The following is a 24,051-nucleotide window of genomic DNA, read 5'->3' on the forward strand; positions in this document are numbered from 1 at the left end:
GCCCATTTCAGACAGTATAATTCAGCTTATTTAAAGAAGCACTAAAGAGACCTGAATCTGTCAACTCACACAGGTGATGTTGAGTTGACATCCAAATTTGGTATGCAGGCGAACCTGGACACGTTCATCCTGTTTTACGCCTTATAACCGGCCTTAAAGGGGCACTCCCAGAAGAATCCAGGCTTTACCCGCTTACCTCAGGCCTTATCAGCTGACAATATCAGTCCTGACCTCACTGGTTTGCCACCTGTGCGGTTTTGGAGCGCTCAACGCACTTCAGCGGTTGCAAATCATGGATTTTGATCACAACAGGGACTAAAATGTGACCACCTATAACAGTGGTCACTGAAATTTTCACCCACCTTTACTCTGCCAGGTTCTGACAATGACCCAATCCATTACGGAAAATGGCACGCGCGGCCCGACCGGGCACAACGTGCGTGACCAGATTGTGGATGCTGCCATGCAGCACTTCGCGCATTATGGCTACGAAAAAACCACCGTCTCCGATCTTGCCCGGGCTATCGGCTTTTCCAAAGCGTATATCTATAAATTTTTTGACTCGAAACAGGCAATTGGTGAAGTAATCTGCGCCACCCGACTGGCGATGATCATGCAGCTCACTGAAGCTGCGATCGCTGATGCGCCTGGGGCATCAGAACAACTGCGACGCCTGTTTCGCACGCTTTCCGTTAGCGGCTCGGAACTCTTTTTTCACGAACGTAAACTGTATGACATTGCTGCCGTCGCGTCGCGTGACAGATGGCCGTCAGCAAGGGCACACGAAGAGCGACTACTGAACCTGATCCAGCAAATCCTCCGACGGGGTCGCGAATCCGGTGAGTTTGAACGTAAAACCCCGGCAGACGAAGCCGCGGAGGCAATCTATCGGGTGATCAAACCCTACGCCAGCCCGGTACTGCTGCAGTACAGCCTGGATGACGCTGAAGAAGCCTCTGCACAACTGGCAGCACTGGTGTTACGTAGCCTTGCGCCCTGAGCATTGCGCATGATGTAACTATTGACTTATTTAGTCACAAGATCAACGATAGCATTCTGTCTGGTTATCGCTCAGGATTCTGATGCTGCTAAGCTTATCTCTGTCTGCTGTATTCCATCCCTGCGTTGACCTGGCGCACCACCCTACGCAGGGTCTCACCTTTCGCCCTCAAGGCGTGTATCTATTCTCCGCAGCAGCATTTCACTCACTGTCCGGACTGTCTAAGGGAGCAACATTATGAGTCACTTAGCCTCATCACAACGCATTGTCATTACCGGCGCGGGCGTCGTCTCGCCACTCGGTTGTGGCGTTGAAACCGTCTGGCGGCGATTAACGGCAGGGGAATCAGGTATTCGTACCCTGCCCGACACGCTTACTACTGGCACCGGTATTTCAGTGGGTGGCAGCGTGCCCGGCATCGATGAAGATCCGCAGGCAGGTTACGACCCGGAGGCGTTCATTGCGCCGAAAGAACGTAAAAAGATGTCGCGCTTTATAGAATTCGCGCTGCTGGCAGCAGAAGAAGCGCTGAATCAGGCGGGCTGGCATCCTGAAGATGAGGCAGCGCGTGAACGCACCGCGACGATTATCGCCTCCGGCGTCGGCGGCTTTGGTGCCATTGCCGACGCAGTGCGCACCACCGACGCGCGCGGCCCGCGCAGGCTCTCACCTTTTACAGCGCCTTCGTTTCTGGCCAACATGGCCGCAGGTCATGTCTCAATCAAACACGGTTTCACCGGTCCGCTGGGTGCGCCCGTTACCGCCTGTGCAGCAGGGGTTCAGGCAATTGGTGATGCAGCAAGGCTGATCAGAAGCGGTGAAGCGGACATTGCTATTTGTGGCGGCACAGAAGCGGCGCTGGATCGCGTCACGCTGGGCTGTTTCGCGGCCGCACGTGCGCTATGTGTGGGCTATGAAGAGCAGCCGCACCATGCCTCACGTCCGTTTGATCGTGACAGAAACGGCTTTGTGATGGCCGAAGGTGCCGGCCTGCTGGTGATTGAGTCACTGGCCCATGCCGAAGCACGCGGTGCAACGCCGCTGGCGGAGATTGTCGGCTATGGCACCAGCGCCGATGCATACCATTTAACCGCGGGTCTGGAGAATGGCAGCGGGGCTGCGCGGGCGATGAGAACCGCCCTGCGCCAGGCGGGCATCACCCCGGACGACGTTCAGCATATTAACGCTCACGCAACCTCAACGCAGGTTGGCGATCACGGTGAACTGGCGGCTATTCTCGCAGTGTTTGGCAATGATTCGCAGGTCGCGATCGCCTCAACGAAATCCGCCACCGGCCATCTGCTGGGCGCGGCAGGCGGCGTTGAGGCGATATTCACCCTGATGGCGCTGCGCCAGCAGCTTATTCCGCCGACGCTGAACCTCCATCATCCCGATGAAGCCGCAGGCAATCTGGATCTGGTGGCGCTCAATGCACGTCCCACTGCACTGACGTATGCCATGTCGAACGGTTTTGGCTTTGGCGGCGTCAACGCCAGTCTCGTGTTGCGTAAGTGGTCATGACGGCATAGTGATTATTAAGCCCGCGCTGCCAGACACCCTCTCAGCGCGGGTGATACCTCAGACATCCTGAAAAGCGTGCTCAGTGCTTCCCGGTGTGCCGGGAGCGCTCAAAACGCCCTGTGTACAACAATCGCTTTATAAATCTGTACCTTTCCTGACAAAATTGCCTCCGACAGACCGCCTGCCCTTTTCTTTGAGCACTACAATTAATCGAATGAAAACAACTTTAGAGAATATTGATGAAAATTGCAGCTTTCGATATTGGTGGTACCTCTTTAAAAATGGGCGTGATTGATGACCAGGGAAATATCCTGGCCAGTGACAGTACTGATATTTCCCATAATTCACGCGACAAAATACTTGATGAGATCCTGGCCTGGCTGGAGAAAAACCCCGGCTGTGCTGGCATCGCTGTCAGCACGCCCGGTTATATTGATGCAGAAGCCGGATATATCGCCATGGGTGGCACCATTCGGGACTTCGACCAGTTTCATCTGAGCCAGTGGCTGACGGAAAAAACCTCACTGCCTGCCATGGTCGAAAATGACGCACACTGCGCCTTACTGGCTGAACAGTGGCTGGGCAAAGCAAAAAAGCTCAGTGATTTTCTGATGTTAACCATCGGCACAGGATTAGGCGGAGCGGCTTTCTGCAACGGTGCGCTGATCCGGGGCGGTCGTAATCGCGCGGGCGAATTTGGCTGTCTGCTGACTTCACGCCCCACCAGCAGCAATATCGAGCGCCACACCATGAGCCAGAGTTGTACCATGACGGCACTTAGGGAGGATTACAGCCAGCTCATCGAAAAGTCTTCCGACGACGTCACCGGTAAAGATGTCTTTGACGCATACGATCGTAATGAAGATGCCGCACAGCAGGTGGTGAATAAATTCTACCAGGATCTTGCGGCCTGCTTATATAACCTGTTCAGCGTGTTCGATCCGCAGATGATATTTATTGGTGGGGGAATTACCGAGCGTGAGCCGTTCCTCGATGAACTGGCAAAGCAGCTGGAAAAATATGATCTTGATATCCGCATTGGTGCCGCAACCTACGGCAACGACTCTGGCATGCTGGGCGCGACATGGAATTTCCTGCAGCGTCAGCCAGAAAGATAAGGGTTTGCAGATCAGGTCTTAGGCAGGTTACTCCTTTCAGATAATTATGATGATTTATCTGGTGCGGTATTTAAAAAAATAACCCGGTCATGGCCGGGTTTATTCTTGTTTATAGTAGGGTCGTATTTACGCCAGATCGTCTGACGTCAGGCCGGTCATTTCCATGACAGTTTTACGGTCAGGGCCGTTTTGTAACCTGGCACGTGCGATTTTAAGGGAAGCTTCACGCTGTTCTTCAGTGCGACCTTTCTCAATACCACGCCGCTCACCAGGCTCGGTACCTTCTGCGCGCCCTTTTTCGATTCCTTTTTGTTCCAGCTGCTGTGCGATGGTCTTCAGTGCGTCTCCGTGTTATCGCACCCGCTGTGCCAGTTCATGAACGAAAGCTCCGTAGTCAGCTGACTCACCAGCCTGCAGTGAATGGTGTATTAGCGTCATCACCTGGGGTGAAGAAAGATAATCGGCCATGAGCAGCGTAACCAGATGGTCAGTCAGGCTTGCAATGCCGCGCTGATGAATATCTTTCTGCAAAAGCGTCAGAGCGGCCATACCGCGATGAGTCTGATCTCGTCATCCGTGATGACCGTAATGTCCACCAGCGGGAAGGCGCCTCTATAAAGATTTTCCGCCACTACCGGATCATCAAATTCGTCGAACCCGCGCGTCAACCAGGGATAGGGAGTGCGCTTACCGGTATAGAACAGTACAGGTATGGCTAAGGACAGCTTTTTATGGCCAGCTTCAAGGTGGCGCTGCGTAGCGGCTACCGCATAACGTATCAGGCGGAAAGCCACCAGCATACATTTAGCCCTCTCCCTATCCCCGTACCGGCGCATCCAACAGGCTAAGCGCCACGCCTGTCAGGGTATAGACCAGCACATACAACAGAATCAGCGCAGTAAGCAAACGACGGTGACTGCACATCCCGCTCTTTTTCATGATGTCATTCAGAAGGTATAGCTCAATGCCAGGGTGGCCGATGCGCCGTTGTGCCGTGCCACGATGGGGCTATCTGAAGCATGTTTATCCAGCCAGCTGTAGTCGCCGATCACACTGGCGGCCCAGGCGGGCGTGAACTGATGGCTCCAGGTCAGGCTGGTGTCGGTGCCATAAAATCCACCCGCGGCGTCATAGCGTTCAAATCCGCTGCGCGCACTTTGCTTGCTGTTAACGCCATACCAGGTATTCATATAGCGCCCGTCGCCAAACAGACCCGCCACCTGCAGTGCCACAGTGTCGTCGCTGGTCTGCCAGGGGATCAGGGTCACGGAAGTCCGGTACTGCACGCCCTGACTATCAGTTAATGGCAGCGTCGCTTTGCCCTCCAGCACCAGCCACGGCGTGACCGACCATCCCAGCGCCAGCGCGGTGTTCATCGTTGCGTCGATATTGCCCATGCCCCTGAGCCGGTCATCACCGTCACGCCAGGATGAATTGCGGTCAGAGCGGCCCAGCCCGTAGCCCAGCGTATGTTCCAGATAAAGCCCGTTATCTGCCTGCAGGTCGTAGCCAATCCCTTTCTGCGAGTCTAAAAAGAAGGCCCCGTCACGTGCCTGGATCACCGGCATCAGTTGCCAGTGCTGCTTATCGGCGCCGCTGTAGCGTGGTGCATTGATCCCTGCAATGCCCAGCGTCAGGCTGGGTGGTGGCGTGGTACTCTCATCAGCCATGGCAGCAGCGGTACTTAATCCCAGCGAAAAACAGACCATGTGCAGCGTTATTTTTCCGGTTATCATCACGTTTCCTCATTATCACATCAGGTGCGGAGCTGAGGGGTTCAGAGCCGCGTCAATGGCCGGAGTATGCGAGGCGAGTGTCAATGAACGACCAGGGATTTATGAAGAAACAGTCAAGGTGATCCGAAAATGCAGTCAAAACGTATACTGATTATTGAAGATGATGCTGATGCGGCGGGCGTACTTGAGGCCTACCTGAAACGTGAAAATTATGAGGTCATGATTGCCGGTGATGGCCCCGGCGGGCTGGATGCCGCCAGACGCTGGCAGCCCGATCTGATCCTGCTGGATATCATGCTGCCCGGCATGAACGGTACCGAAGTGCTGGCAGCGTTGCGACGTCGCGACGATACCCCGGTGATCATGGTGACCGCGATGGGTGATGCGCCGGACCGCATCGGCGCACTGCGCTATGGCGCGGATGACTACGTGGTTAAACCCTATCATCCGGGCGAAGTGGTGGCGCGCGTTCAGGCTGTACTGCGCCGCAGCCAGCAGAGCCACGTTCCCGCGCCAGAAACCCTGCGCTGGGCGGGTTTAGTGGTGGACCCGGTGGCACTTACCGCAGTGGTCGATAGTGACGGTGCTTCACCGCGCCGCCTCGATCTGACACCGACCGAATTTTCCCTGCTGGTCACCCTGATGCGTGCCCCGACACGTCCGTTTACCCGCCTGTTTCTGCTGGAGCACTGTCTGCCGGAAAGCGATGCGCTGGAGCGGGTGGTCGATACCCACGTCTATAACCTGCGTCGCAAACTGGAAGCCGCGGGCATCTCTGATGTCTTACCGGCAGTGCGCAGCGTCGGTTACCGGTTCAGACAGCCATGAAGAACGATACGCATACCTCACTGTGGCGCTGGATCTGCATCCGGGTGCTGTTTCTGGCGATCGGCAGCGTGGTGCTCATCGCCATCTGTATGTGGCTGCGCTTTGCCGTGCAGGCGTACTGGGTCTATTACCGGATGCCGCCCGCGCTGCTGGATGAGTTCACCCGGTTGCGCCAACACCCTGCCAGCGATCCGGCACGCTTTCATCAGATTATCGACCAGTGGTGGGGCATCAACTTCTCCGATCCGTCGCTGGCCTCGTCGGACTGGCTTACCGTGATCGTGCTGGTCGTGGTCATGATCCCGTTTATGGTGCTGATGGCGCTGCGTTTCGCCCGTCCGCTGTCGGCACAGTTCAGCCAGCTGGCTACCGCAGCGCGAGCGGTGTCGAAAGGGGAATTTGGCCGAACGGCAGTAATCGTAAAAGAAGCCCCCCAGGAGCTGGTACGTTTTACTGAAGATTTCAATCAGATGACGCAGCAGCTGGCGCGTTACGAGCGTGAGCTGCGCACCTCGCATGTGGCGATGGCGCATGAACTTCGCTCGCCACTGACGGCGGCGATGGGTCGCCTGCAGGGGATTCTGGATGGCGTCTTTCCTGCCGAACCGCAGCAGCTGGCGATGATCATGAAGCAACTGACGCAGCTCAGTCGCCTGACAGACGAACTGCATCTCTTGTCGCTGGCGGATGCCGGGCAGCTTACCCTTAACCGCGAGTGGTTTAATCTCTGCGAATTACTGCGCGAGCGCTCCGGCTGGCTGATGCCGCAGGCAGAACAGGCGGGTGTGAATATCAGCGTCATAGCACCGGAGGAGCTGCGACTGTATGCCGATACCTTCCGGCTGGGCCAGGTGGTGACCATCATCTGTGAAAATGCGCTGCGCTATGCTGCCGACGGTGGCGCGTTGCTGATCACCGCCAGCCAGAACGATCAGGCAATCACCATGACCTTCCGTGATTACGGTCAGGGTGTGGAACCGGCCTTCCTGCCGCAGCTGTTTGACCGCTTTACCCGCGCCGAATCTTCACGCGCCCGTCACTCCGGCGGCAGCGGTCTGGGACTGTCGATCGCCAAAGCGATCGTCGAGGCGCACGGCGGGTCGCTTCACGCAACGCTGCCCGCCGACGGCGGTCTGTTGATCGGGATAACGCTGCCGGCGAGATAAATTGTTCTGGCTTGACCATTTCTTGATGGTTCATGGCACGTTTCTGGACACAAGCCGGGTTCAATGAGCACAACTCATTAAAGGAACCCGGTTATGACAGACTTCTTATCGGATGCTGCCCGCCAGGTGTGGCGTCACCTCTTCGGTATTCACATCTTTGCGCCGATCATCTTCGTGCTGCTCGGGGTATTCATCATGACCGGCTGCCGGGACAACAGTTCTGCTCCGCCTGCCGCCCCGCTCCGCCCGGTTAAATCAGTGATCGCCCCACCGCTCAGCAGTGATGCGTCATTGCTGCTGACTGGCGAAATCCGTGCTCATGAAGAGGTTGCGCTGGCCTTCAGGCTGGATGGCCGGGTGGTGAGCCGTGCCGTTGATCTGGGCGATCGCGTCAGCGCCGGGCAATCGCTGGCAGCGCTGGAAAATGATCAGTCACGCAATCAGCTGAGCAGTGCCCGGGCCGATCTCGACAGCGCCCGTGCCGCTGAACGCGTCGCCGCGCTTAACCTGCATCGGATGCGGCTGCTGATGCCCGGTGGCGCCATCGCCCGCAGCCAGCTGGACAGCGCCCAGGCGGACTGGCAGAGCGCGCAGTCCCGCCGTCTCAGCAGCGAAGCGGCACTGAAAAATGCCCAGGATAATCTCAGCTGGACTCAGCTCACTGCGCCCACCGCAGGCCGGATTACCGCCATCGCGGTTCAGCCAGGTCAGGTGGTCAGCGCCGGACAAAACGTGATGACGCTGGCAGCGGGGGATGCCCGTGATGCAGTGTTTGACCTGACAACGCCTGCGCTGCTGCGCCCTGATGACCGGACACCGCTAAAAGTGACGCTGCTCGCCGATCCCGGCGTGCAGGCCAGTGGCACAGTGCGTGACATCAGCCCGCAGGCCGACCCGCAGACCCGCACATGGCGGCTGCGCATCTCGCTGAATCAGCCGCCTGAGGCGATGGCTCCCGGTGCCACGGTCATGGTCAGCCTTCCCGATGCGCAGCCGCCGGTCATCGTCCTGCCCGCCAGCGCCCTGACCCGCTCCGCAGACAAACCCGCGCTGCTGGTCGTTGATGCGGCGTCACGCTTACAGCTTCGTCCGGTGGTACTGGCTCGTTTTAACGCGCAGCAAATCTTCGTCACTGCCGGGATCCGGCCGGGAGAGCGCGTCGTCACCGCTGGTGTCAGCACCCTGCAGCCTGGCGAAAAAGTCACGCTGGCACAGGAGGCACCATGAAGAAATCGACTGGCTTTAACCTTTCCGGCTGGGCGCTGGCGCATCAGCAACTGGTGATCTTTTTCATGCTGCTGGTCATGGCGGCGGGTGTCCTGAGCTATGAAGGTCTGTCACGCAATGAAGACCCGGCATTTACTATTAAAACCGCAGTGGTTTCTGCTCAGTGGCCTGGCGCAGATGTGGATACCACCGTAAAACTGCTCACTGACGTACTGGAACAGAAGGTGCAGGAGATCCCGTCGCTGGATGCGGTTGAGAGCGAAACCCGCGCCGGACAAACCGTCATCTATGTCAACCTGCGCGATGACACGCCGCCCTCTCAGGTGGCCGGCATCTGGTATCAGCTGCGTAAAAAGATGCAGGACGTTGCCCCTTCACTGCCGCAGGGCGTGCAGGGTCCGGCCGTTAACGACGAGTTTGATGATACCTTCGGCACCATTTATGGCTTCACAGCGGATGGGTTTACGGCCAGAGAGCTGCGCGATCGGGTCGATAACCTGCGTCGCAGTCTGGCCAGTCTGCCCGACATCGGTAAAACCAGCCTGCTGGGTGTTCAGGAACAGCAGGTGGTTATCGCCTTTTCGCCGCGCAAGCTGAACGGTATGGGTCTCGATTTACAGCAGGTCAGTGACGCGATCAAAGCGCAGAACGACGTTGTACCCGCTGGCAGCCTGCGTACCGACCGCGAGAATATCGCGCTGCGGGTCAGTGGCACTCTGACTTCAGTCGAAAGTCTGCAGGCGATTACCCTGCATATCGGGGAGCGTTTTATTCCGCTGACCGATCTGGCCACCATCAGCCTGCAACCTGCCGAACCGCCGGCCCCGACGTTCCGGGTTAACGGCGTTCCGGCTATCGGGCTGGCGATCTCCATGGCCGGCAGCGGCAACATGCTCGATTTCGGTCAGCAGCTCAGTCAGCGCATGCAGATGCTGGCCGGTCAGTTACCGCACGGTATCACCATGACCCGCGTGGCCGACCAGTCTTCGGTGGTGAAAAACGCGGTCAGCGGCTTTGTCCGGATCCTGGGCGAAGCGGTCGTCATCGTGTTAGCCGTCTCCTTTGTCTCGCTGGGACTGCGCGCCGGTCTGGTCGTGGCGGCGGCGATCCCGCTGGTACTGGCCATGACCTTTACCGGCATGTTACTGGCAGGCATCGGACTTCAGCGCATCTCGCTTGGCGCGCTGATTATCGCGCTGGGGCTGCTGGTGGATGATGCCATGATCACCGTCGAGGCGATGGTGGCGCGACTCGAGGCGGGCGACAGCAAGTGGCAGGCCGCAACTTATGCATTTAAAACCACCGCCTTTCCGATGCTAACCGGTACGCTGGTGATGATCGCCGGTTTCATTCCGGTCGGTTTCGCCGCCTCCAGTGCCGGAGAATATTGCTACTCGCTGTTTGTGGTGATCGCCCTGGCGCTGCTCTGCTCGTGGGTCGTCGCTGTCATCTTCTCTCCGCTCACCGGCTGCTGGCTGCTGTCGGCCAGGCACATCAAGGCCGATAAGCCGCCGGGCGTGCTAACGCGGAGCTACCATCGGCTGCTGGAGGTGATTCTGTGCAACCGGCTGGTGACAATAGGTGCGGCGATGGCGGTGCTGCTGGTCAGCCTTTACGCCACCACCTTTATGCAGGGTGAATTTTTCCCTGCGTCGGATCGCCCCGAGCTGCTGGTCAGCCTGACGCTTCCCGCCAGTGCAGCCCAGGCTGAAACCACCCGCCGTGCCGCACAACTGGAACAGATGCTGCGCAACGATCGGGATGTGGCGAACTTCACCAGCTACGTTGGCTCGGGTGCGATACGCTTTTATCTGCCGATGGATGTGCTGCTGGATAATGAAAACATCGCGCAGCTGGTGGTGGTGGCGAAAGATCTGGCGGCACGCGATCGGCTGCGCAGCAGGCTGGAGCAGAAGCTGGCGGTGGATTTCAGTGATATCACCACCCGGGTATCGCCGCTGGAGCTGGGTCCACCGGTCGGCTGGCCGCTGAAATATCGCATCACCGGCCCGGATAACGCCAGGGTGCGACAGGCAGCCGATCGGCTGGCGGCGCTAATCGCCCGCTCACCGCTGACACGCGAGGTCAATCTTACCGCCGGCGAGCCAGAACGGGTCATGACGCTGGCGGTGAATCAGACCGCAGCCCGCGCAGCCGGACTCTCTTCCGATACGATAGCCACCGCGCTGAATACCCTGATGTCCGGCAGCGTGGTGACTACCCTGCGCGATCGTAACCGGCTGATCGACGTCGTGCTGCGCAGCAATGACCCGGAACGGCAGGACACTGACACGCTGGAAGGATTGATGATCACCAATGCCAGCGGACAGAAAATTCCGCTACGCCAGGTGGCGACCCTGAACTGGGGAGTAGATGACCCGGTCATCTGGCGACGGCAGCGGCTGGCTTATATCACCGTACAGACAGATATTGCGCCCGGTCAGCGGGCTGAACAGGTCTCGCAACAGCTCGCACCAGCCGTCGCCGCCCTGCGCGCTTCACTGCCTGCCGGATACGGTATTGAAGAAGGAGGCGTGGCGGCAGAGTCTGACAAAGGCAACAGCTCGGTGTTTGCTCTGCTGCCGGTGACGATCTGCGCCATGCTGATCCTGCTGATGATCCAGCTGCAACGCTTTTCCGGGATGCTGCTGGCGCTGAGCATGGCACCCTTTGGCCTGCCCGGTATCGTATCCGCGATGCTGCCGGCTGGCACACCGCTGGGGTTTGTGGCACTGCTGGGAATTATTGCCCTGGCGGGGATTATCATCCGCAATGCGGTAATCATGATCAGTGAAGTGGATGCGAATAGCCGTGCCGGGCTGCCTGCGGGTGAGGCAATCCGGCAGGCTGCCCATCACCGCGCGCGTCCCATTCTGCTGACCGCCTGTGCGGCAATACTTGGTATGATCCCCATCGCGCATCAGGTTTTCTGGGGGCCAATGGCACTGGCGATTATTGGCGGTCTGGTCAGCGGTACGCTGGTAACGCTCACGGTGCTGCCCGCCGCGTTAAGTCTGATGATGCAGCGCAGTTCGCGTTAAAACTGCACCCGGCGAACCCGTGCTGAGAGCCGCGGGATCGCCGGAAAGGATCAGTTCATCACCTCGACCAGAATCAGTGGACACTTTCGGACTTTGCAGGCCTGACTGTAGGCCAGCGAGCAGACCGAGCAGAGATCGCGCACGTCAGACTGGTACTCATACTCCATGAAATAGCGGAACTGGCCGCCCGCAGAATCTGTTCTCCAGAATCGTTGCGGCTCCAGAATTTCATCCAGTTGCCTGAATGTCAGGGCTGACGGGTTATGAAACCCGACTCTTACGCGGTATGTAGTCATGCACCGATTATTGGCATCCCGGTCCCCGGCCGCCAGTTGATTATTGTTTTCAGTACAATAGCTGGCGCTTATCAACCCGCTTCGCCTGGTGCCTCAGGCTGTTCTGTCAGCAACGCCAGCAGATGCAGCACCGCTTTTGACGGGTGATGCCGACGCCAGGCAAAGGCAACGTCGGTAAACAGCGTGTTGTTTTCGATATCGCAAAAGCTGACCCCGGGGTTATCGACGCAGCGCATCGACTCCGGCACCAGCGCAATCCCGCAACCCGCCGCCACCATGCCCAGCGACGTAGTGATCTGCGGAGCCTGCTGAAAGGTGTGGCGTGAAAAGCCTGCCCGCAAACAGGCAGTGACAATCAACTCATACAGACTGGGCGAGACGTCGCGCGGGAAGATTATCAGTGTTTCCCCCGCCAGCGCGGAGAGCGCCACGGTGGGTGTGCCGCTGAGAGGATGGCAGCGCGGCAGCGCAATCAGCATCTTTTCGGTGGAGATGATACGCAGATTAAATGCCTTGCTGCTTTCACACGGCAGCCGGATAAAAGCAGCATCCAGCAAGCCCTCCTGTAAATCCTGCATCAGCAAAGACATATTCTCTTCGCGGGTCAGCAGCTCCATCGCCGGATAACGTTCTTTAAACTGGCGGATCACGGTGAAGATACGCGGATTGAACGCCACCGAGCTGGCAAACCCCAGCGACAGCTGACCACTGATCCCGCGCGCGATACCGCGTGCGTTCTCCAGCGCCTGATCGGCCAGTTGCACAATCTGCCGGGCATCTGCCAGAAACGCTTCGCCCGCTTCGGTGAGTTCCACGCCACGCGTCAGGCGCTTCAGCAACGGTGTGCCAATTTCCTGCTCCAGCCGCAGTATCTGCTGACTCAGCGGCGGCTGCGAAATCCCCAGCATTTCAGCGGCTCGGGTGAAGTGAAGCGTCTCGGCTACGGCAACAAAATAACGCAGGTGGCGAAGTTCCATATCAAAAACGTCTCAAAGTTAACAGGTTTCGCTATTGGACCCACCGACTGAATCGGTTCACCATTAGGTTAACACGGCTTAACGGTTAATCGACGAGGCATAAAATGAGCAATTGTGTAACTGATTGTTCCTGTGAGGATCAACTAAAACATACTGTCTTAACGCTTTCCCAGGATGCACCAGAAAGCGTTATCTATCAGACCTCTTTAATGAGTGCGCTGCTGAGTGGCGTTTACGACGGCAATGTCCGTATTGCCGACCTGCTGCGCAAAGGCGATTTCGGCCTGGGTACCTTTAACCGGCTGGATGGCGAGATGATCGCGTTTGACAGTAAGGTCTATCAGCTGCACGCCGACGGCAGCGCGCACCCGGCCGATCCGGCGCAGAAAACCCCGTTTGCTGTGATGACCTTTTTTAAACCGCAGCATCTTTATGAATTTGACCGGCCGATGTCGCGTGAGGCGATCCATCAGGTGATCGACAACGAAATCACCTCCGATAACCAGTTCTGCGCGCTGCGCATCAGCGGTCGTTTCAGTCGCGTCGAGACCCGCACCGTGCCATGCCAGTGCCGTCCCTATCGCTCAATGCCGGAAGTGCTGGGCGATCAGCCGACCTTTGCCTTTAGCCAGCGCGCGGGCGAACTGATCGGATTCCGGACGCCGCAATATATGCAGGGCATTAATGTGGCGGGCTATCACGAACATTTTATTACCGACGACCGCGAAGGCGGCGGCCACATTCTCGATTATGCGCTGGAACAGGGCACCCTGACCTTTGGTGCCATCAGCAAGCTGGTCGTGGATTTGCCGCAGGACAGCGATTTTCTCAATGCCGACCTGAACCCCGCCAATCTTGACGCCGCGATCCGTGCGGTAGAAAGCTAATCAGAGGAATCATGATGAAAACTCCAACCGATACCGCACTCTGGACCTGTGGCGCTGACCTGGTGGTGGCGCAACTTGAGGCGCAGGGCGTCCGCCACGTTTTTGGCATTCCTGGCGCAAAAATTGATAAAGTCTTTGACTCACTGCTGGACTCCTCCATCCAGACCATCCCGGTTCGCCACGAAGCTAACGCCGCATTTATGGCTGCTGCAGTGGGTCGCCTTACCGGCAATGCAGGTGTGGCGCTGGTCACCTCCGGGCCGGGCTGCTCCAACCTGATCACCGGCATGGCCACCGCCACCAGCGAAGGCGACCCGGTGGTGGCCATCGGTGGCCAGGTGAAACGTTCTGACAGCGCCAAGCAGGTTCATCAGAGCATGGACACGGTTTCAATGTTTCGCCCGATCACCAAATATGCCGTTGAGGTGACCGATCCCGCTGCGCTCTCTGAATGCCTGTCGAACGCGTTTCGCCACGCCGAGCATGGCCGGGGTGGCGGTGCCTTTATCAGTCTGCCCCAGGATATTGTGGATCAGCCGGTGACCGGCAAAGCGCTGAGCAGCAAAGGCCGTCCGGTACTGGGCGCCGCACCTGACGCAATGATCGACGCCGTCAGCGAGGCCATCGCCGGGGCTAAAAATCCGGTCATCCTGCTGGGATTAATGGCGAGCCAGACAGAGAACAGCGAAGCGATTCATGAGCTGCTGACACGCAGTCACATTCCGGTCACCAGCACCTATCAGGCAGCGGGAGCGGTCAGACAGGATCACTTCTCACGCTTCGCCGGACGCGTCGGGCTGTTTAACAACCAGGCGGGCGACAGGCTGCTGCAACAGGCTGACCTGATCGTCACCATCGGCTACAGCCCGGTGGAATATGAACCGGCGATGTGGAACAGCGGTAACGCCACCCTGATTCATATCGACGTAATACCCGCTGAGACCGACAACCGCTATCTGCCGGATGCTGAACTGGTAGGTGATATCGCCGCCACGGTGCGTAAGCTCGCCGCGCGCATCACTGCCCCACTCCAGCTGACCCCGGAAGCCGCCACCATCCTTGAGGATCGTCAGCAGCAGCGCAAATTGCTGGCGATGCAGGGTGCCAGCCTCAATCAGTTTGCTCTGCATCCGCTGCGCATTGTGCGCGCCATGCAGGACATCATTAACAGTGACGTCAGCCTTACCGTCGATATGGGCAGCTTCCACATCTGGATCGCCCGCTATCTCTACAGCTTCCGCGCCCGCCAGATCATGATCTCCAACGGTCAGCAGACGATGGGCGTGGCCCTGCCGTGGGCGATTGGTGCCTGGCTGGTCGAGCCGCAGCGCAAAGTGGTTTCAGTTTCCGGCGATGGTGGTTTCCTGCAATCCAGCATGGAGCTGGAAACTGCTGTCCGCTTAAAAGCTAACATTCTGCACATCGTCTGGGTCGATAACGCCTACAACATGGTGGCGATGCAGGAAGAGAAAAAATATCACCGCGTTTCGGGCGTCAATTTTGGGCCGGTCGATTTCAAAGCCTACGCCGAAGCGTTTGGGGCAGCGGGCTTTGCGGTGACCAGTGCGGCAGAGCTGGAGCCGACGCTGCGTAAAGCGATGGATGTTCAGGGTCCTGCGGTTGTGGCTGTGCCGGTCGATTACGCCGACAACCCACTGCTGATGGGTCAACTGCATCTGAGCCAGCTTCTTTAATTTCTCAAAAAGGAAATCATGATGAAAAACAGAGTGGCATTTGTGACTGGCGCAGGCCAGGGCATTGGTGAAGCGATCGCCCTGCGTCTGGCGAAAGATGGACTGGCGGTTGCGGTAGCCGATTTTAATCCGGAGACCGCACGCCTGGTCGCGGAGAAGATCAACCAACAGGGCGGTAAAGCGATTGCGCTGAAAGTCGATGTCTCGCAGCGTGATCAGGTGATGGAAGCAGTAGAAGAGGCGCGCCGCACGCTGGGCGGCTTTGACGTCATCGTCAATAATGCCGGTATTGCGCCCTCCACGCCGATTGCTGAGATCACCGAAGCGGTGGTCGACAAGGTCTACAACGTCAATGTCAAAGGGGTGATCTGGGGCATGCAGGCCGCGATTAAGGCATTTGCTGCAGAAGGTCACGGCGGCAAAATCATCAACGCCTGTTCTCAGGCGGGTCATGTCGGTAATCCGGAGCTGGCGGTTTACAGTTCCAGTAAGTTTGCCGTGCGCGGCCTGACGCAGACCGCCGCGCGCGATCTGGCCTCTGCCGGCATCACGGTCAACGCCTTCTGCCCTGGCATTGTCAGAACACCGATGTGGGAAGAGATTGACCGGCAGATCTCTGAAGCAGCCGGCAAGCCCGCCGGTTACGGCACCGAGGAATTTGCGAAACGCATTACGCTGGGACGTCTTTCTGAGCCGGAAGATGTGGCAGCCTGTGTCGCTTATCTGGCCAGTCCCGACTCCGATTACATGACCGGTCAGTCACTGCTGATTGATGGCGGTATGGTGTTTAACTGATCTTCATTTGCCTGCTGCGTCATCGCGTAGCAGGCGTGTTTCCTGCCATCGTGGAACCGTTAATTTTTTTTATCTGAAAAGCGGTTAGCCATCAGCCTGTTGACCGTCTGACGTCGTATTCCCTGCCTTTTTGTCGCCACAGAGATTAAAGCTGCTTATCATCCTGCCGATAAAACAGAGACTCCTCTCCCTGTTCGAAGCGACCATGTTAACGATCAATCATAACGAAACCGCCGCGATTACGAACAAAACGCGGTACAGCACTGACTCTGTTCTGGGACGAACGGTTGAACGGTTATCATCAGGGATGAGAATTAACAGTGCCAGAGATGACGCGGCAGGTCAGGCGATTGCCAACCGCATGACGGCCAATATCAATGCCGATGCGGTGGTAGCGCGTGGCCTCAATGACGCCATCAGCTATTCCCAGACGGCAAGTGGCGGCCTGGGCAGCATCGTCGATCTGCTGGTCCAGGCGCGCACCCTGTCGGTCCAGGCAGCCAACGGCACGCTGTCGGACGCCGATCGACAGAGCATCAACGGCCAGTATCAGCAGATTATGGCAGGCATCAATGAAGTGGCGGAACACACCGAGATTTTCGGGCGTTATCCGCTGGCGACTAATAATCCCGATCTACCGCCTGCGAAGCTGGGTAACGTTGACCCTATCAACACGAAGTTTCCGGTGCCGGGCAAGAATTACTCCTTTACCTCTGGCGTAATCCCGCTGGCCTATATCCCGGCAGGCTCGACGGCGATAAGCATCACCATCGACTCGCTGGGTATGGATGACGACCTCCAGCTCTTTACCCGCGACGGTAAGCACCTGGTCGGTACACCACTGGACGGCAGTGCGCCTGATTACACCTGGGCCAGCAAAAGCATCACTAATTCGGCTACCGCGGATAGTCGCCTGCTGACCAGCAGTAACGGATTTGCCAGCGGTGCAGCTTATGACAGTTCTCAGTTGCTGGAGGGCGGCCCGAGCTGGACGCTGGCGGGCAGTAACAGCAGCACCTACAACGGCATGAACATCACTTACAGCGGTGACGGCGATCGCTATGAAGATGTCGCGAGCGGCGATTTCAACAACGGCACCATCACCAGTAACCGACTTGAGCGCATCACGCTGGATACCGTCAGCGAGGATTTGATTGTGGTGGTGGTGGGCAATGGCTCCTTCACCGGTAATCTGACCTGGGGAAATCTGCCGGAACCCAAAGGTGTGCCTGCGACGCCGCCGAAGAAGAGCGAACCTATGGAGGTAGTCACCAGCGCCGATTACGGTCAGCCAATCCAGTCGGATACTATTCCGGCAACGCCATCGGATACCAAAACGCTGGGGCTGAACAACACCACGCTGCTTACAGAGGGCGATATCTCAACCACCATGAAAGCACTGGATAGCGCGCTCGAGAAGATCAGCGGCTATCAGTCGACCTATGGCGCGAAGATAAATCGTTACGAATCGAACCGTAATGTGCTGGCGCAGCAGGGCGTGGATACGTCAACGGCTCGCAGCCGCATACAGGATGCGGACTATGCTGAAGAAGCCAGCCAGCTGGCACGCAGCCAGATTATTCAGCAGGGTCAGACGGCCGTCAGCAAGATGGCGAACAAGACTCCTGAAATGATTCTCCAGCTGTTAAGTAACTAATCCCTCTGACCGGCTGAGCATCCTGACTCAGCCGGCCCCCCCGTTTCTCCTGTCCCCAGCCCCTCTTATTCAATTCCCGGCTGGCCCGAAATCTCTGGTTACACGTCGTCACCCTTTGATCCCTGTCACACAAACTCGTTTAAGATTCGTTTAAAGATGATCATGATCACCCTTTTTTGTTAAAAAAATGCTAAATACTGACAGCGATTTAATATCGTCTTTCTGAGCAGGGTTAATTAAAACAACAGGTTAATGATTACCACGCTAAGTAATTACCTGAATTTTCCTGCCGACATTTAACTCTTTCATTACTTTTACGCCATTGCGAGGGCTGTTAATTTGCTGACGATACTGGGTTTTACCATGGTTGTTTGCTTCATGTATCTGATCATGACCAAACGCATGTCAGCCTTGATTGCGCTGATCCTGATACCCACCCTATTTGCGCTGATTGGCGGATTTTACCAGGGCCTGGGTACCATGATGCTGGATGGCGTCAAAACGCTGGCCCCTACCGGCGTAATGCTGACCTTCTCCATTCTCTATTTTGGTCTGATGATCGATGCCGGCCTGTTTGACCCGCTGGTGCGCTTCATTCTCCGGCTGGTGCGCGGGGATCCCCTGAAGGTGCTGGTCGGAACAGCAGTACTGACGCTAATGGTCTCGCTGGACGGTGACAGCTCGACCACTTACATGATCGCCATTGCTGCTTTCCTGCCGCTCTATCACCGGCTGGGTATGAACGTGCTGATGATGACCTGTCTGGTCAACCTCGCCAGCGGCATCATGAACCTCTCTCCCTGGGGCGGCCCGACAGCCCGTGCCGCGGCGGCACTGCGCATTGACGCCCTCGACATCTTTATTCCGATGCTGCCAGCGATGCTGCTGGCCTGCGCCAGCCTGGTGGCGATGGCGGTGCTGTTTGGCCTGCGTGAGCGTAAGCGTCTTGGCGTGATGATCCTGAAAGATCACCATATCGACAACATTGAGCTGGGTCTGGGCGATGCGGAAGAGTGTGCAGCCAACCGCCGTCCAAAAATGTTCTGGCCTAACTTCATCCTGACCACCGTGCTGCTGGTGCTGCTGGTGATTGGTTTAATGCCGATTCAGATCCTGTTTATGCTGGCGTTTGCGATTGCAGTAATGCTCAACTATCCGACGCTGGAGGAACAGAAAGCGCGCATTGGCTCCCATGCCGGTAACGTCCTGGCCGTCACCTCGCTGATTTTTGCCGCCGGTATTTTTACCGGCATCCTTTCCGGCACCGGCATGGTTGATGCCATGGCGAAGAGTCTGCTGGCGGTCATCCCCCACAGCTTCGGGCCTTACCTGGCAGTGTTCACCGCACTGGTCAGTCTGCCGTTTACCTTCTTTATGTCGAATGATGCGTTTTACTTCGGCATTCTGCCGGTTATCGCCCAGACGGCAGCCAGCTACGGCATCACCGCGGAAGAGATTGCCCGCGCGTCTATCGTTGGTCAGCCTTTCCACCTGCTGAGCCCGCTGGTGCCGTCAGTCTACCTGCTGGTGGGTCTGGCGAAAGTTGACATCGGCGACCACCAGCGCTTTGCAATCAAGTGGGGGATTCTGGTCAGTCTGGTGCTGATGGCGGGTGGTCTGCTGACCGGCGCTTTCCCGCTGTTCCACAGTTAACCCTCTGCTTTCTGGCGGATAACCGGCAATTTTGTCCGGTTATCCGCTTCACCGCTCCGCCTACTGCGTCATCCCTCTCTACACTCTATAGCCAGGCTGATGGGCTGCGCGCCGGACAGGCCGTAGCCTCTCAACGATATCCCCATTGACCCTATGGAGGCCCGATGAAAATTCACCACCTTAACTGTGGCTGTATGTGTCCGCTGGGCGGCGCATTTTATGATGGATTCAGTAAAGGCCTGAAAGCGCATCTGGTCTGTCACTGTTTGTTGATTGAGACGGATCGCGACGGGCTGGTGCTGGTAGATACCGGCTTTGGTCGCCAGGATATCCATGCGCCCGGCAGCCGCCTGTCCGGCTTTTTCCGCGCATTAAACAATATTCAGCGCCGCGATGATCTGACCGCACTGTCACAGATTACGTCCCTGGGTTTCCGGGCTGAGGATGTGCGGCATATTATTCTGACCCATCTCGACTTTGATCATGCTGGCGGACTGACCGATTTTCCGCAGGCGCGCATCCATCTTTTGCAGCAGGAGGTTGATACCGCGCATCAGCGTCATAGCTGGTTGTCACGGGAACGTTACCGGCCTGGCCAATGGGGTGGGATCAGCAACTGGGAGACCTATCAGCCGCAGGGAGAAAAGTGGTTTGGTTTTGAGGCGGTTAATCGCCTGCGGGACTTACCGCCGGAGATCTTGCTGGTGCCGCTGGCGGGCCATACGCCGGGTCACGCGGGTATCGCAATTCAGCAAACCGATGGCTGGCTGCTGCACGGCGGCGATGCCTGGTTTTACCGCGGCGAAATGCGGCAGCAGACGCGGCACTGCACGCCGGGACTGCGCTTTTACCAGTGGATGATGGGCATGGATAACGTGGCCAGACGGCACAATCAGCAGCGACTGCGTGAGCTCTCCTGCCAGCACGGCGGCGAAATCACCTTTTTTTGCAGTCACGACGCCCGTGAGCTGGATGCGTTACAGGTTAATGCGCCGCTGCGCTGATGAGAAAATACCCGTATCCACTGATTCGAGCAGTATGGTGACCGGATGAAAACTCAGGGTTATGGTTTGTCAGGCGCCTGTTACTTTGTCGCTTTCGCGTTTTCATCTCCAGCCTTCTCACTTAAGCTTCCTTGTCATAGCTTATCATTGTACAATGATTGGTATTACTTACTACGGAGGTCCCATGAGAGCAATCAGTTACAGCGAAGCCCGACAGAATCTGTCTGCCACTATGGTTCAGACAGTTGAAGATAAAGCGCCGGTATTGATCACTCGCCAGAACGGTGAATCCTGCGTGCTGATGTCGCTTGAAGAATATAACTCACTGGAAGAGACGGCATACCTGCTGCGGTCACCTAAAAATGCGCGCAGGTTGATGGATTCCATCGAAAGCCTGCAAAGCGGTAACGGGACTGACAGGGATATTATTGAGTGAAACTAACCTGGTCCGCAGAAGCCTGGGAAGATTATCTCTACTGGCAGGATGCCGATAAAAAAACCGTTAAAAAGATAAACGAGCTGCTCAAAGATGCCAGCAGGACGCCTTTTGAAGGCAAAGGAAAACCCGAGCCGTTAAAGCATAATCTTGCAGGTTTCTGGTCACGCAGGATCACGGCTGAACATCGGCTGGTGTACGCTGTCAGCGGGGATGCTCTATTGATTGCCTCATGCCGTTATCATTACTGACGGGCTCATGAGCTTGCGCCTGAGCCCTTACAATGCACCAGTTTCAGCGGCGTAATCATCCACCGCAATCCGGATCGCACGCCCTCTTTTTCAGCTGTGCGGAAAGCCAGGGCGCAGTCAGGCTCTCTGCAGATGCGCTCACCTCTTCCGGTGAGCCGGAGGAGACAACCCTTCCTCCTTTAAGACCCGAGCCGGGACCCAGATCAATCACCCAGTCCGCCTCTGCCACTATACGCATGTTGTGTTCCGCCATGATCACGGTATGACCACGCTTCACCAGTTCATCCAGCACAACCAGCAGCTTATCCATGTCAGACGGATGCAAACCTGTTGACGGTTCATCAAGCAGATAAAGCGTGGCGGTACGCTGGACCCGCTGCAGCTCCCAGGCAAGCTTGATACGCTGGCACTCCCCGCCCGACAGCTCAGTGGCGGGCTGACCCAGCGTCAGATATCCCAGCCCCAGCGACGTCAGTGCCGAGAGCGAACGCTGGATCCCGTCATGTCCGTGAAACACCTCAGTAGCGTCATCAACGGTCAGATCAAGCACATCCGCTATCGTCAGGTTGTTCCACTTCACCTCCAGCGTTTCGGGGTTATAACGGCTTCCCGCGCAGACGGAACAGGTGGCGGTAGCGCTAGGCATGAAGAGCAGCTCAATCGAAATCTGTCCCTGCCCTTCACAGGCAGGACAACGTCCGGCTGGCAGATTGAAGGAAAACCGGCTGGCGCTGAAGCCTTTGGCTTTCGCCGCATCGGTGTCTGCAAACAGCCTGCGAACAATGTCGAAAAAGCCGGTGTAAGTGGCCAGATTTGAGCGTGGTGTCCGGCCGATAGGACGCTGGTCGATTCTGACCAGACGGCCGATGGCGTCACTTCCGCTGACAACCTGACCCCTAACGTCCGGCACCAGATCCTCTTCCTCGGCCTCCTCGATGTCAGGCGTTTTGTCAAAACGTCCGAGCATTTCCGGCAGTACGCGATTCAGCAGCGTCGATTTCCCGGAGCCGGACACGCCGGTGACGGCCGTCATTCTCCCCAGTGGGATGGCGATATCCATTCCGGCAATATTGTTGCAATAAACCTGTTCAAAACAGAGCCAGCTCTCTGCGGGCCGGCGCTGGCGCAGCCCGGTATAGCTTCGTGAGAAAAGATAGACTGAGGTGGGTGACGCACTGACCTGCGCAAGCCCTGCCGGTTCGCCGTTATAGACGATCTCGCCGCCATGCGTTCCCGGGCCGGGGCCGACCTCGATAAGCCAGTCCGCTTCGGCGATGAGGTCAATATTATGTTCGACGACCACCAGCGAATTACCGGCACGCACCAGGTTCTTCAGGGATGCAAGCAGCGATTTGACATCATCGGGATGCAGCCCGGCTGACGGTTCATCCAGCACATAAAGCACGCCAAACAGCCGCGATATCAACTGGGTGGCCAGACGTACGCGCTGCAGCTCGCCGGATGAGAGCACGGTGGTGCGGCGTCCCGGCGCCAGATGACCCAGACCCAGCGTTTCCAGCTGCTCAAGCCGCATACAGATATCCGACGCCATCCGGATGACCGCCTCACGCAGTGCCGCCTCTGCCGGCAGGTCTGGCGATGCGCCACGTGCATAAGGCTTCAGCAGTTCAGCGAGCTCAGAGACCGACAGCTCACTCAGGCTGGCAATGTCATGCCCGGCAAAGGTCACGGACAGCGCATCCTGGTTTAGTCTTTTACCGTGGCATTCAGAACAGGGCGTGACCGTCACAAAGCGCGCCAGCCGTTTCTTCGTCGTCTCGCTGCCACCCGAATAACTCTGCAGCACGATTTTTGCTGCACTGGTGTACGTGCCGGTATAAGCCGGCTCTTCGCCCGCCGCCAGCGCTTTTTCGCGCTGCTCAGCGTTCAGACCGACAAAAATCGGCACCGAGGGCTGTTCGTCAGTCAGCAATATCCACTGCTGATCACGGGCTGAAAGCGTATGCCAGGGCGCATCGACATCGTAGCCGAGCGTCTCAAGGATGCTGCGCAGGTTTTTGTTATGCCAGCCTCTGGGCCAGGAAGCGATAGCTCCCTGGCGGATGCTCAGTGAGACATCCGGCACCATCGACTCGGTTTTAACGGTGTGCACTCTTCCCAGTCCCTGGCAGTGGGGGCAGGCACCTTCAGGATTGTTAGGCGAGAAAAAATCGGCGGTCATAAAGGGAACGCCTTCAGGCCTTACGCCCGCCCGGGAAAACAGCAGGCGCAGCGTGACAGAAATTCGGGTGAGGCTGCCCACCGTTGAACGCTCCTGAGCGCCAGCCCGGCTCTGCTGAAGCGCCACCGCGGGCGGAAGTCCGTCAATATTATCCACATCCGGCGCAGCAGCCTGATCGATCAGACGACGAGCATGTGGCGACACCGACTCGATAAACCGGCGCTGGGCTTCCGCATAGAGAGTATCAAAGGCGAGGGACGATTTACCGGAGCCTGAAACCCCGGTGAACACCACCATGGCGTTGCGGGGAAATCGCAGTGAAACATCTTTGAGATTATGTGTTCTTGCACCCTGTACCGAGATATAAGGATCAATGTGCTCATCAGCGCGGTTATGCTCGGCGTTGCGTTGTTCTGTCATGATTTCCCTGATTGATAATGCACGGCAGATTCACGATCGCCTGCCGTTACTGACTAAAAATTGCAGATCTCACCCGGCGTTTGGGCTATCCGGCCCGTTTTGGGATAGAAACAACAGCAAGGGTAGTCAGGGATCGCGGTCAGCACAACGCGAGGGACGTTC

Annotated in this window: 20 protein-coding genes and 1 pseudogene; 15 read left to right on the top strand and 6 right to left on the bottom strand. The window is 57.4% G+C overall.

Translation table 11 applies throughout. The features are described from left to right. Positions 1-385: 385 nt before the first annotated feature. The 3 genes from AC0T7J_RS22890 to AC0T7J_RS22900 all read left to right on the top strand — a co-directional run bounded on the left by AC0T7J_RS22890 (position 386) and on the right by AC0T7J_RS22900 (position 3,639). Positions 386-1,000: a TetR/AcrR family transcriptional regulator gene (locus tag AC0T7J_RS22890; RefSeq protein WP_473797482.1), complete on the top strand. Its 615-nt coding sequence runs from the start codon at positions 386-388 to the stop codon at positions 998-1,000. Positions 1,001-1,237: 237 nt separating this feature from the next. Beyond that, entirely contained in the window at positions 1,238-2,521 is a 1,284-nt protein-coding gene (gene fabF, locus AC0T7J_RS22895) for a beta-ketoacyl-ACP synthase II (RefSeq protein WP_473797485.1), read from the top strand. A gap of 239 nt (positions 2,522-2,760) precedes the next feature. Then, a complete protein-coding gene (locus AC0T7J_RS22900; protein WP_473797488.1) occupies positions 2,761-3,639 on the top strand; it encodes an ROK family protein in 879 nt (292 codons plus the stop codon). 126 nt (positions 3,640-3,765) lie between these two features. On the opposite strand, the pseudogene AC0T7J_RS22905 reads toward AC0T7J_RS22900, so the two are convergent. The 3 genes and pseudogenes from AC0T7J_RS22905 to AC0T7J_RS22915 form a co-directional block, all read right to left on the bottom strand. Beyond that, a pseudogene (locus AC0T7J_RS22905) lies at positions 3,766-4,433 on the bottom strand (Rpn family recombination-promoting nuclease/putative transposase); the annotation flags it as partial. A 22-nt stretch (positions 4,434-4,455) separates the two neighbouring features. After that, a complete protein-coding gene (locus AC0T7J_RS22910) occupies positions 4,456-4,578 on the bottom strand; it encodes a hypothetical protein (protein WP_473797491.1) in 123 nt (40 codons plus the stop codon). A gap of 8 nt (positions 4,579-4,586) precedes the next feature. Continuing rightward, a complete protein-coding gene (locus tag AC0T7J_RS22915; protein WP_473797494.1) occupies positions 4,587-5,375 on the bottom strand; it encodes a MipA/OmpV family protein in 789 nt (262 codons plus the stop codon). Positions 5,376-5,504: 129 nt separating this feature from the next. Between AC0T7J_RS22915 and AC0T7J_RS22920 the strand changes: the two genes are divergently transcribed. The 4 genes from AC0T7J_RS22920 (at position 5,505) to AC0T7J_RS22935 (ending at position 11,637) form a co-directional block, all read left to right on the top strand. Beyond that, complete coding sequence (locus AC0T7J_RS22920; protein WP_473797497.1) at positions 5,505-6,203, top strand: response regulator; 699 nt, start codon at positions 5,505-5,507, stop codon at positions 6,201-6,203. After that, positions 6,200-7,369 carry a sensor histidine kinase gene (locus tag AC0T7J_RS22925; RefSeq protein WP_473797500.1) on the top strand — a complete coding sequence of 390 codons (1,170 nt, stop codon included), beginning with the start codon at positions 6,200-6,202 and terminating at the stop codon, positions 7,367-7,369. Before AC0T7J_RS22920 ends, AC0T7J_RS22925 begins: the two co-directional genes overlap by 4 nt. 93 nt (positions 7,370-7,462) lie before the next feature. Continuing rightward, on the top strand, positions 7,463-8,596 hold the full coding sequence (locus AC0T7J_RS22930) for an efflux RND transporter periplasmic adaptor subunit (RefSeq protein WP_473797503.1): 1,134 nt from the start codon (positions 7,463-7,465) through the stop codon (positions 8,594-8,596). Next, positions 8,593-11,637, top strand: coding sequence for an efflux RND transporter permease subunit (locus AC0T7J_RS22935; protein ID WP_473797507.1), 3,045 nt, complete (start codon positions 8,593-8,595; stop codon positions 11,635-11,637). The genes AC0T7J_RS22930 and AC0T7J_RS22935 overlap by 4 nt, the downstream gene beginning before the upstream one ends. Positions 11,638-11,687: 50 nt before the next feature. On the opposite strand, the gene AC0T7J_RS22940 is transcribed toward AC0T7J_RS22935, so the two are convergent. After that, positions 11,688-11,933 carry a hypothetical protein gene (locus AC0T7J_RS22940; RefSeq protein WP_010256845.1) on the bottom strand — a complete coding sequence of 82 codons (246 nt, stop codon included), beginning with the start codon at positions 11,931-11,933 and terminating at the stop codon, positions 11,688-11,690. 71 nt (positions 11,934-12,004) lie between these two features. Next, the gene (locus tag AC0T7J_RS22945; RefSeq protein ID WP_473797511.1) at positions 12,005-12,910 is read right to left on the bottom strand and encodes a LysR family transcriptional regulator; all 906 of its coding nucleotides are present in this window, start codon (positions 12,908-12,910) and stop codon (positions 12,005-12,007) included. A gap of 104 nt (positions 12,911-13,014) precedes the next feature. On the opposite strand from AC0T7J_RS22945, the gene budA reads away from it, so the two are divergent. The 8 genes from budA to AC0T7J_RS22985 all read left to right on the top strand — a co-directional run bounded on the left by budA (position 13,015) and on the right by AC0T7J_RS22985 (position 21,287). Next, the gene (gene budA / locus AC0T7J_RS22950) at positions 13,015-13,797 is read left to right on the top strand and encodes an acetolactate decarboxylase (RefSeq protein ID WP_033781025.1); all 783 of its coding nucleotides are present in this window, start codon (positions 13,015-13,017) and stop codon (positions 13,795-13,797) included. A gap of 14 nt (positions 13,798-13,811) precedes the next feature. Continuing rightward, entirely contained in the window at positions 13,812-15,491 is a 1,680-nt protein-coding gene (gene alsS, locus AC0T7J_RS22955; RefSeq protein WP_473797514.1) for an acetolactate synthase AlsS, read from the top strand. A 21-nt stretch (positions 15,492-15,512) separates the two neighbouring features. Continuing rightward, positions 15,513-16,286 (top strand): (S)-acetoin forming diacetyl reductase, encoded by a 774-nt coding sequence (locus tag AC0T7J_RS22960; protein WP_473797734.1) that lies wholly within the window; start codon positions 15,513-15,515, stop codon positions 16,284-16,286. A 205-nt stretch (positions 16,287-16,491) separates the two neighbouring features. Further along, positions 16,492-17,943, top strand: a complete 1,452-nt coding sequence (locus AC0T7J_RS22965; protein WP_473797517.1) for a flagellin N-terminal helical domain-containing protein — start codon at positions 16,492-16,494, stop codon at positions 17,941-17,943. A gap of 339 nt (positions 17,944-18,282) precedes the next feature. Continuing rightward, the gene (locus AC0T7J_RS22970; RefSeq protein ID WP_473797521.1) at positions 18,283-19,596 is read left to right on the top strand and encodes a CitMHS family transporter; all 1,314 of its coding nucleotides are present in this window, start codon (positions 18,283-18,285) and stop codon (positions 19,594-19,596) included. 164 nt (positions 19,597-19,760) lie between these two features. Continuing rightward, positions 19,761-20,600: an MBL fold metallo-hydrolase gene (locus tag AC0T7J_RS22975; RefSeq protein WP_473797524.1), complete on the top strand. Its 840-nt coding sequence runs from the start codon at positions 19,761-19,763 to the stop codon at positions 20,598-20,600. Positions 20,601-20,784: 184 nt separating this feature from the next. Further along, positions 20,785-21,036, top strand: coding sequence for a YoeB-YefM toxin-antitoxin system antitoxin YefM (gene yefM, locus AC0T7J_RS22980; protein WP_010256861.1), 252 nt, complete (start codon positions 20,785-20,787; stop codon positions 21,034-21,036). After that, positions 21,033-21,287: a Txe/YoeB family addiction module toxin gene (locus AC0T7J_RS22985; RefSeq protein WP_010256862.1), complete on the top strand. Its 255-nt coding sequence runs from the start codon at positions 21,033-21,035 to the stop codon at positions 21,285-21,287. The genes yefM and AC0T7J_RS22985 overlap by 4 nt, the downstream gene beginning before the upstream one ends. Before the next feature lie 55 nt (positions 21,288-21,342). Here AC0T7J_RS22985 and AC0T7J_RS22990 read toward each other — a convergent pair whose 3' ends face one another. Continuing rightward, on the bottom strand, positions 21,343-23,889 hold the full coding sequence (locus tag AC0T7J_RS22990) for an excinuclease ABC subunit UvrA (protein ID WP_473797529.1): 2,547 nt from the start codon (positions 23,887-23,889) through the stop codon (positions 21,343-21,345). Positions 23,890-24,051 lie beyond the last annotated feature (162 nt).

This window comes from Pantoea sp. E956-1 (genome assembly GCF_982223955.1).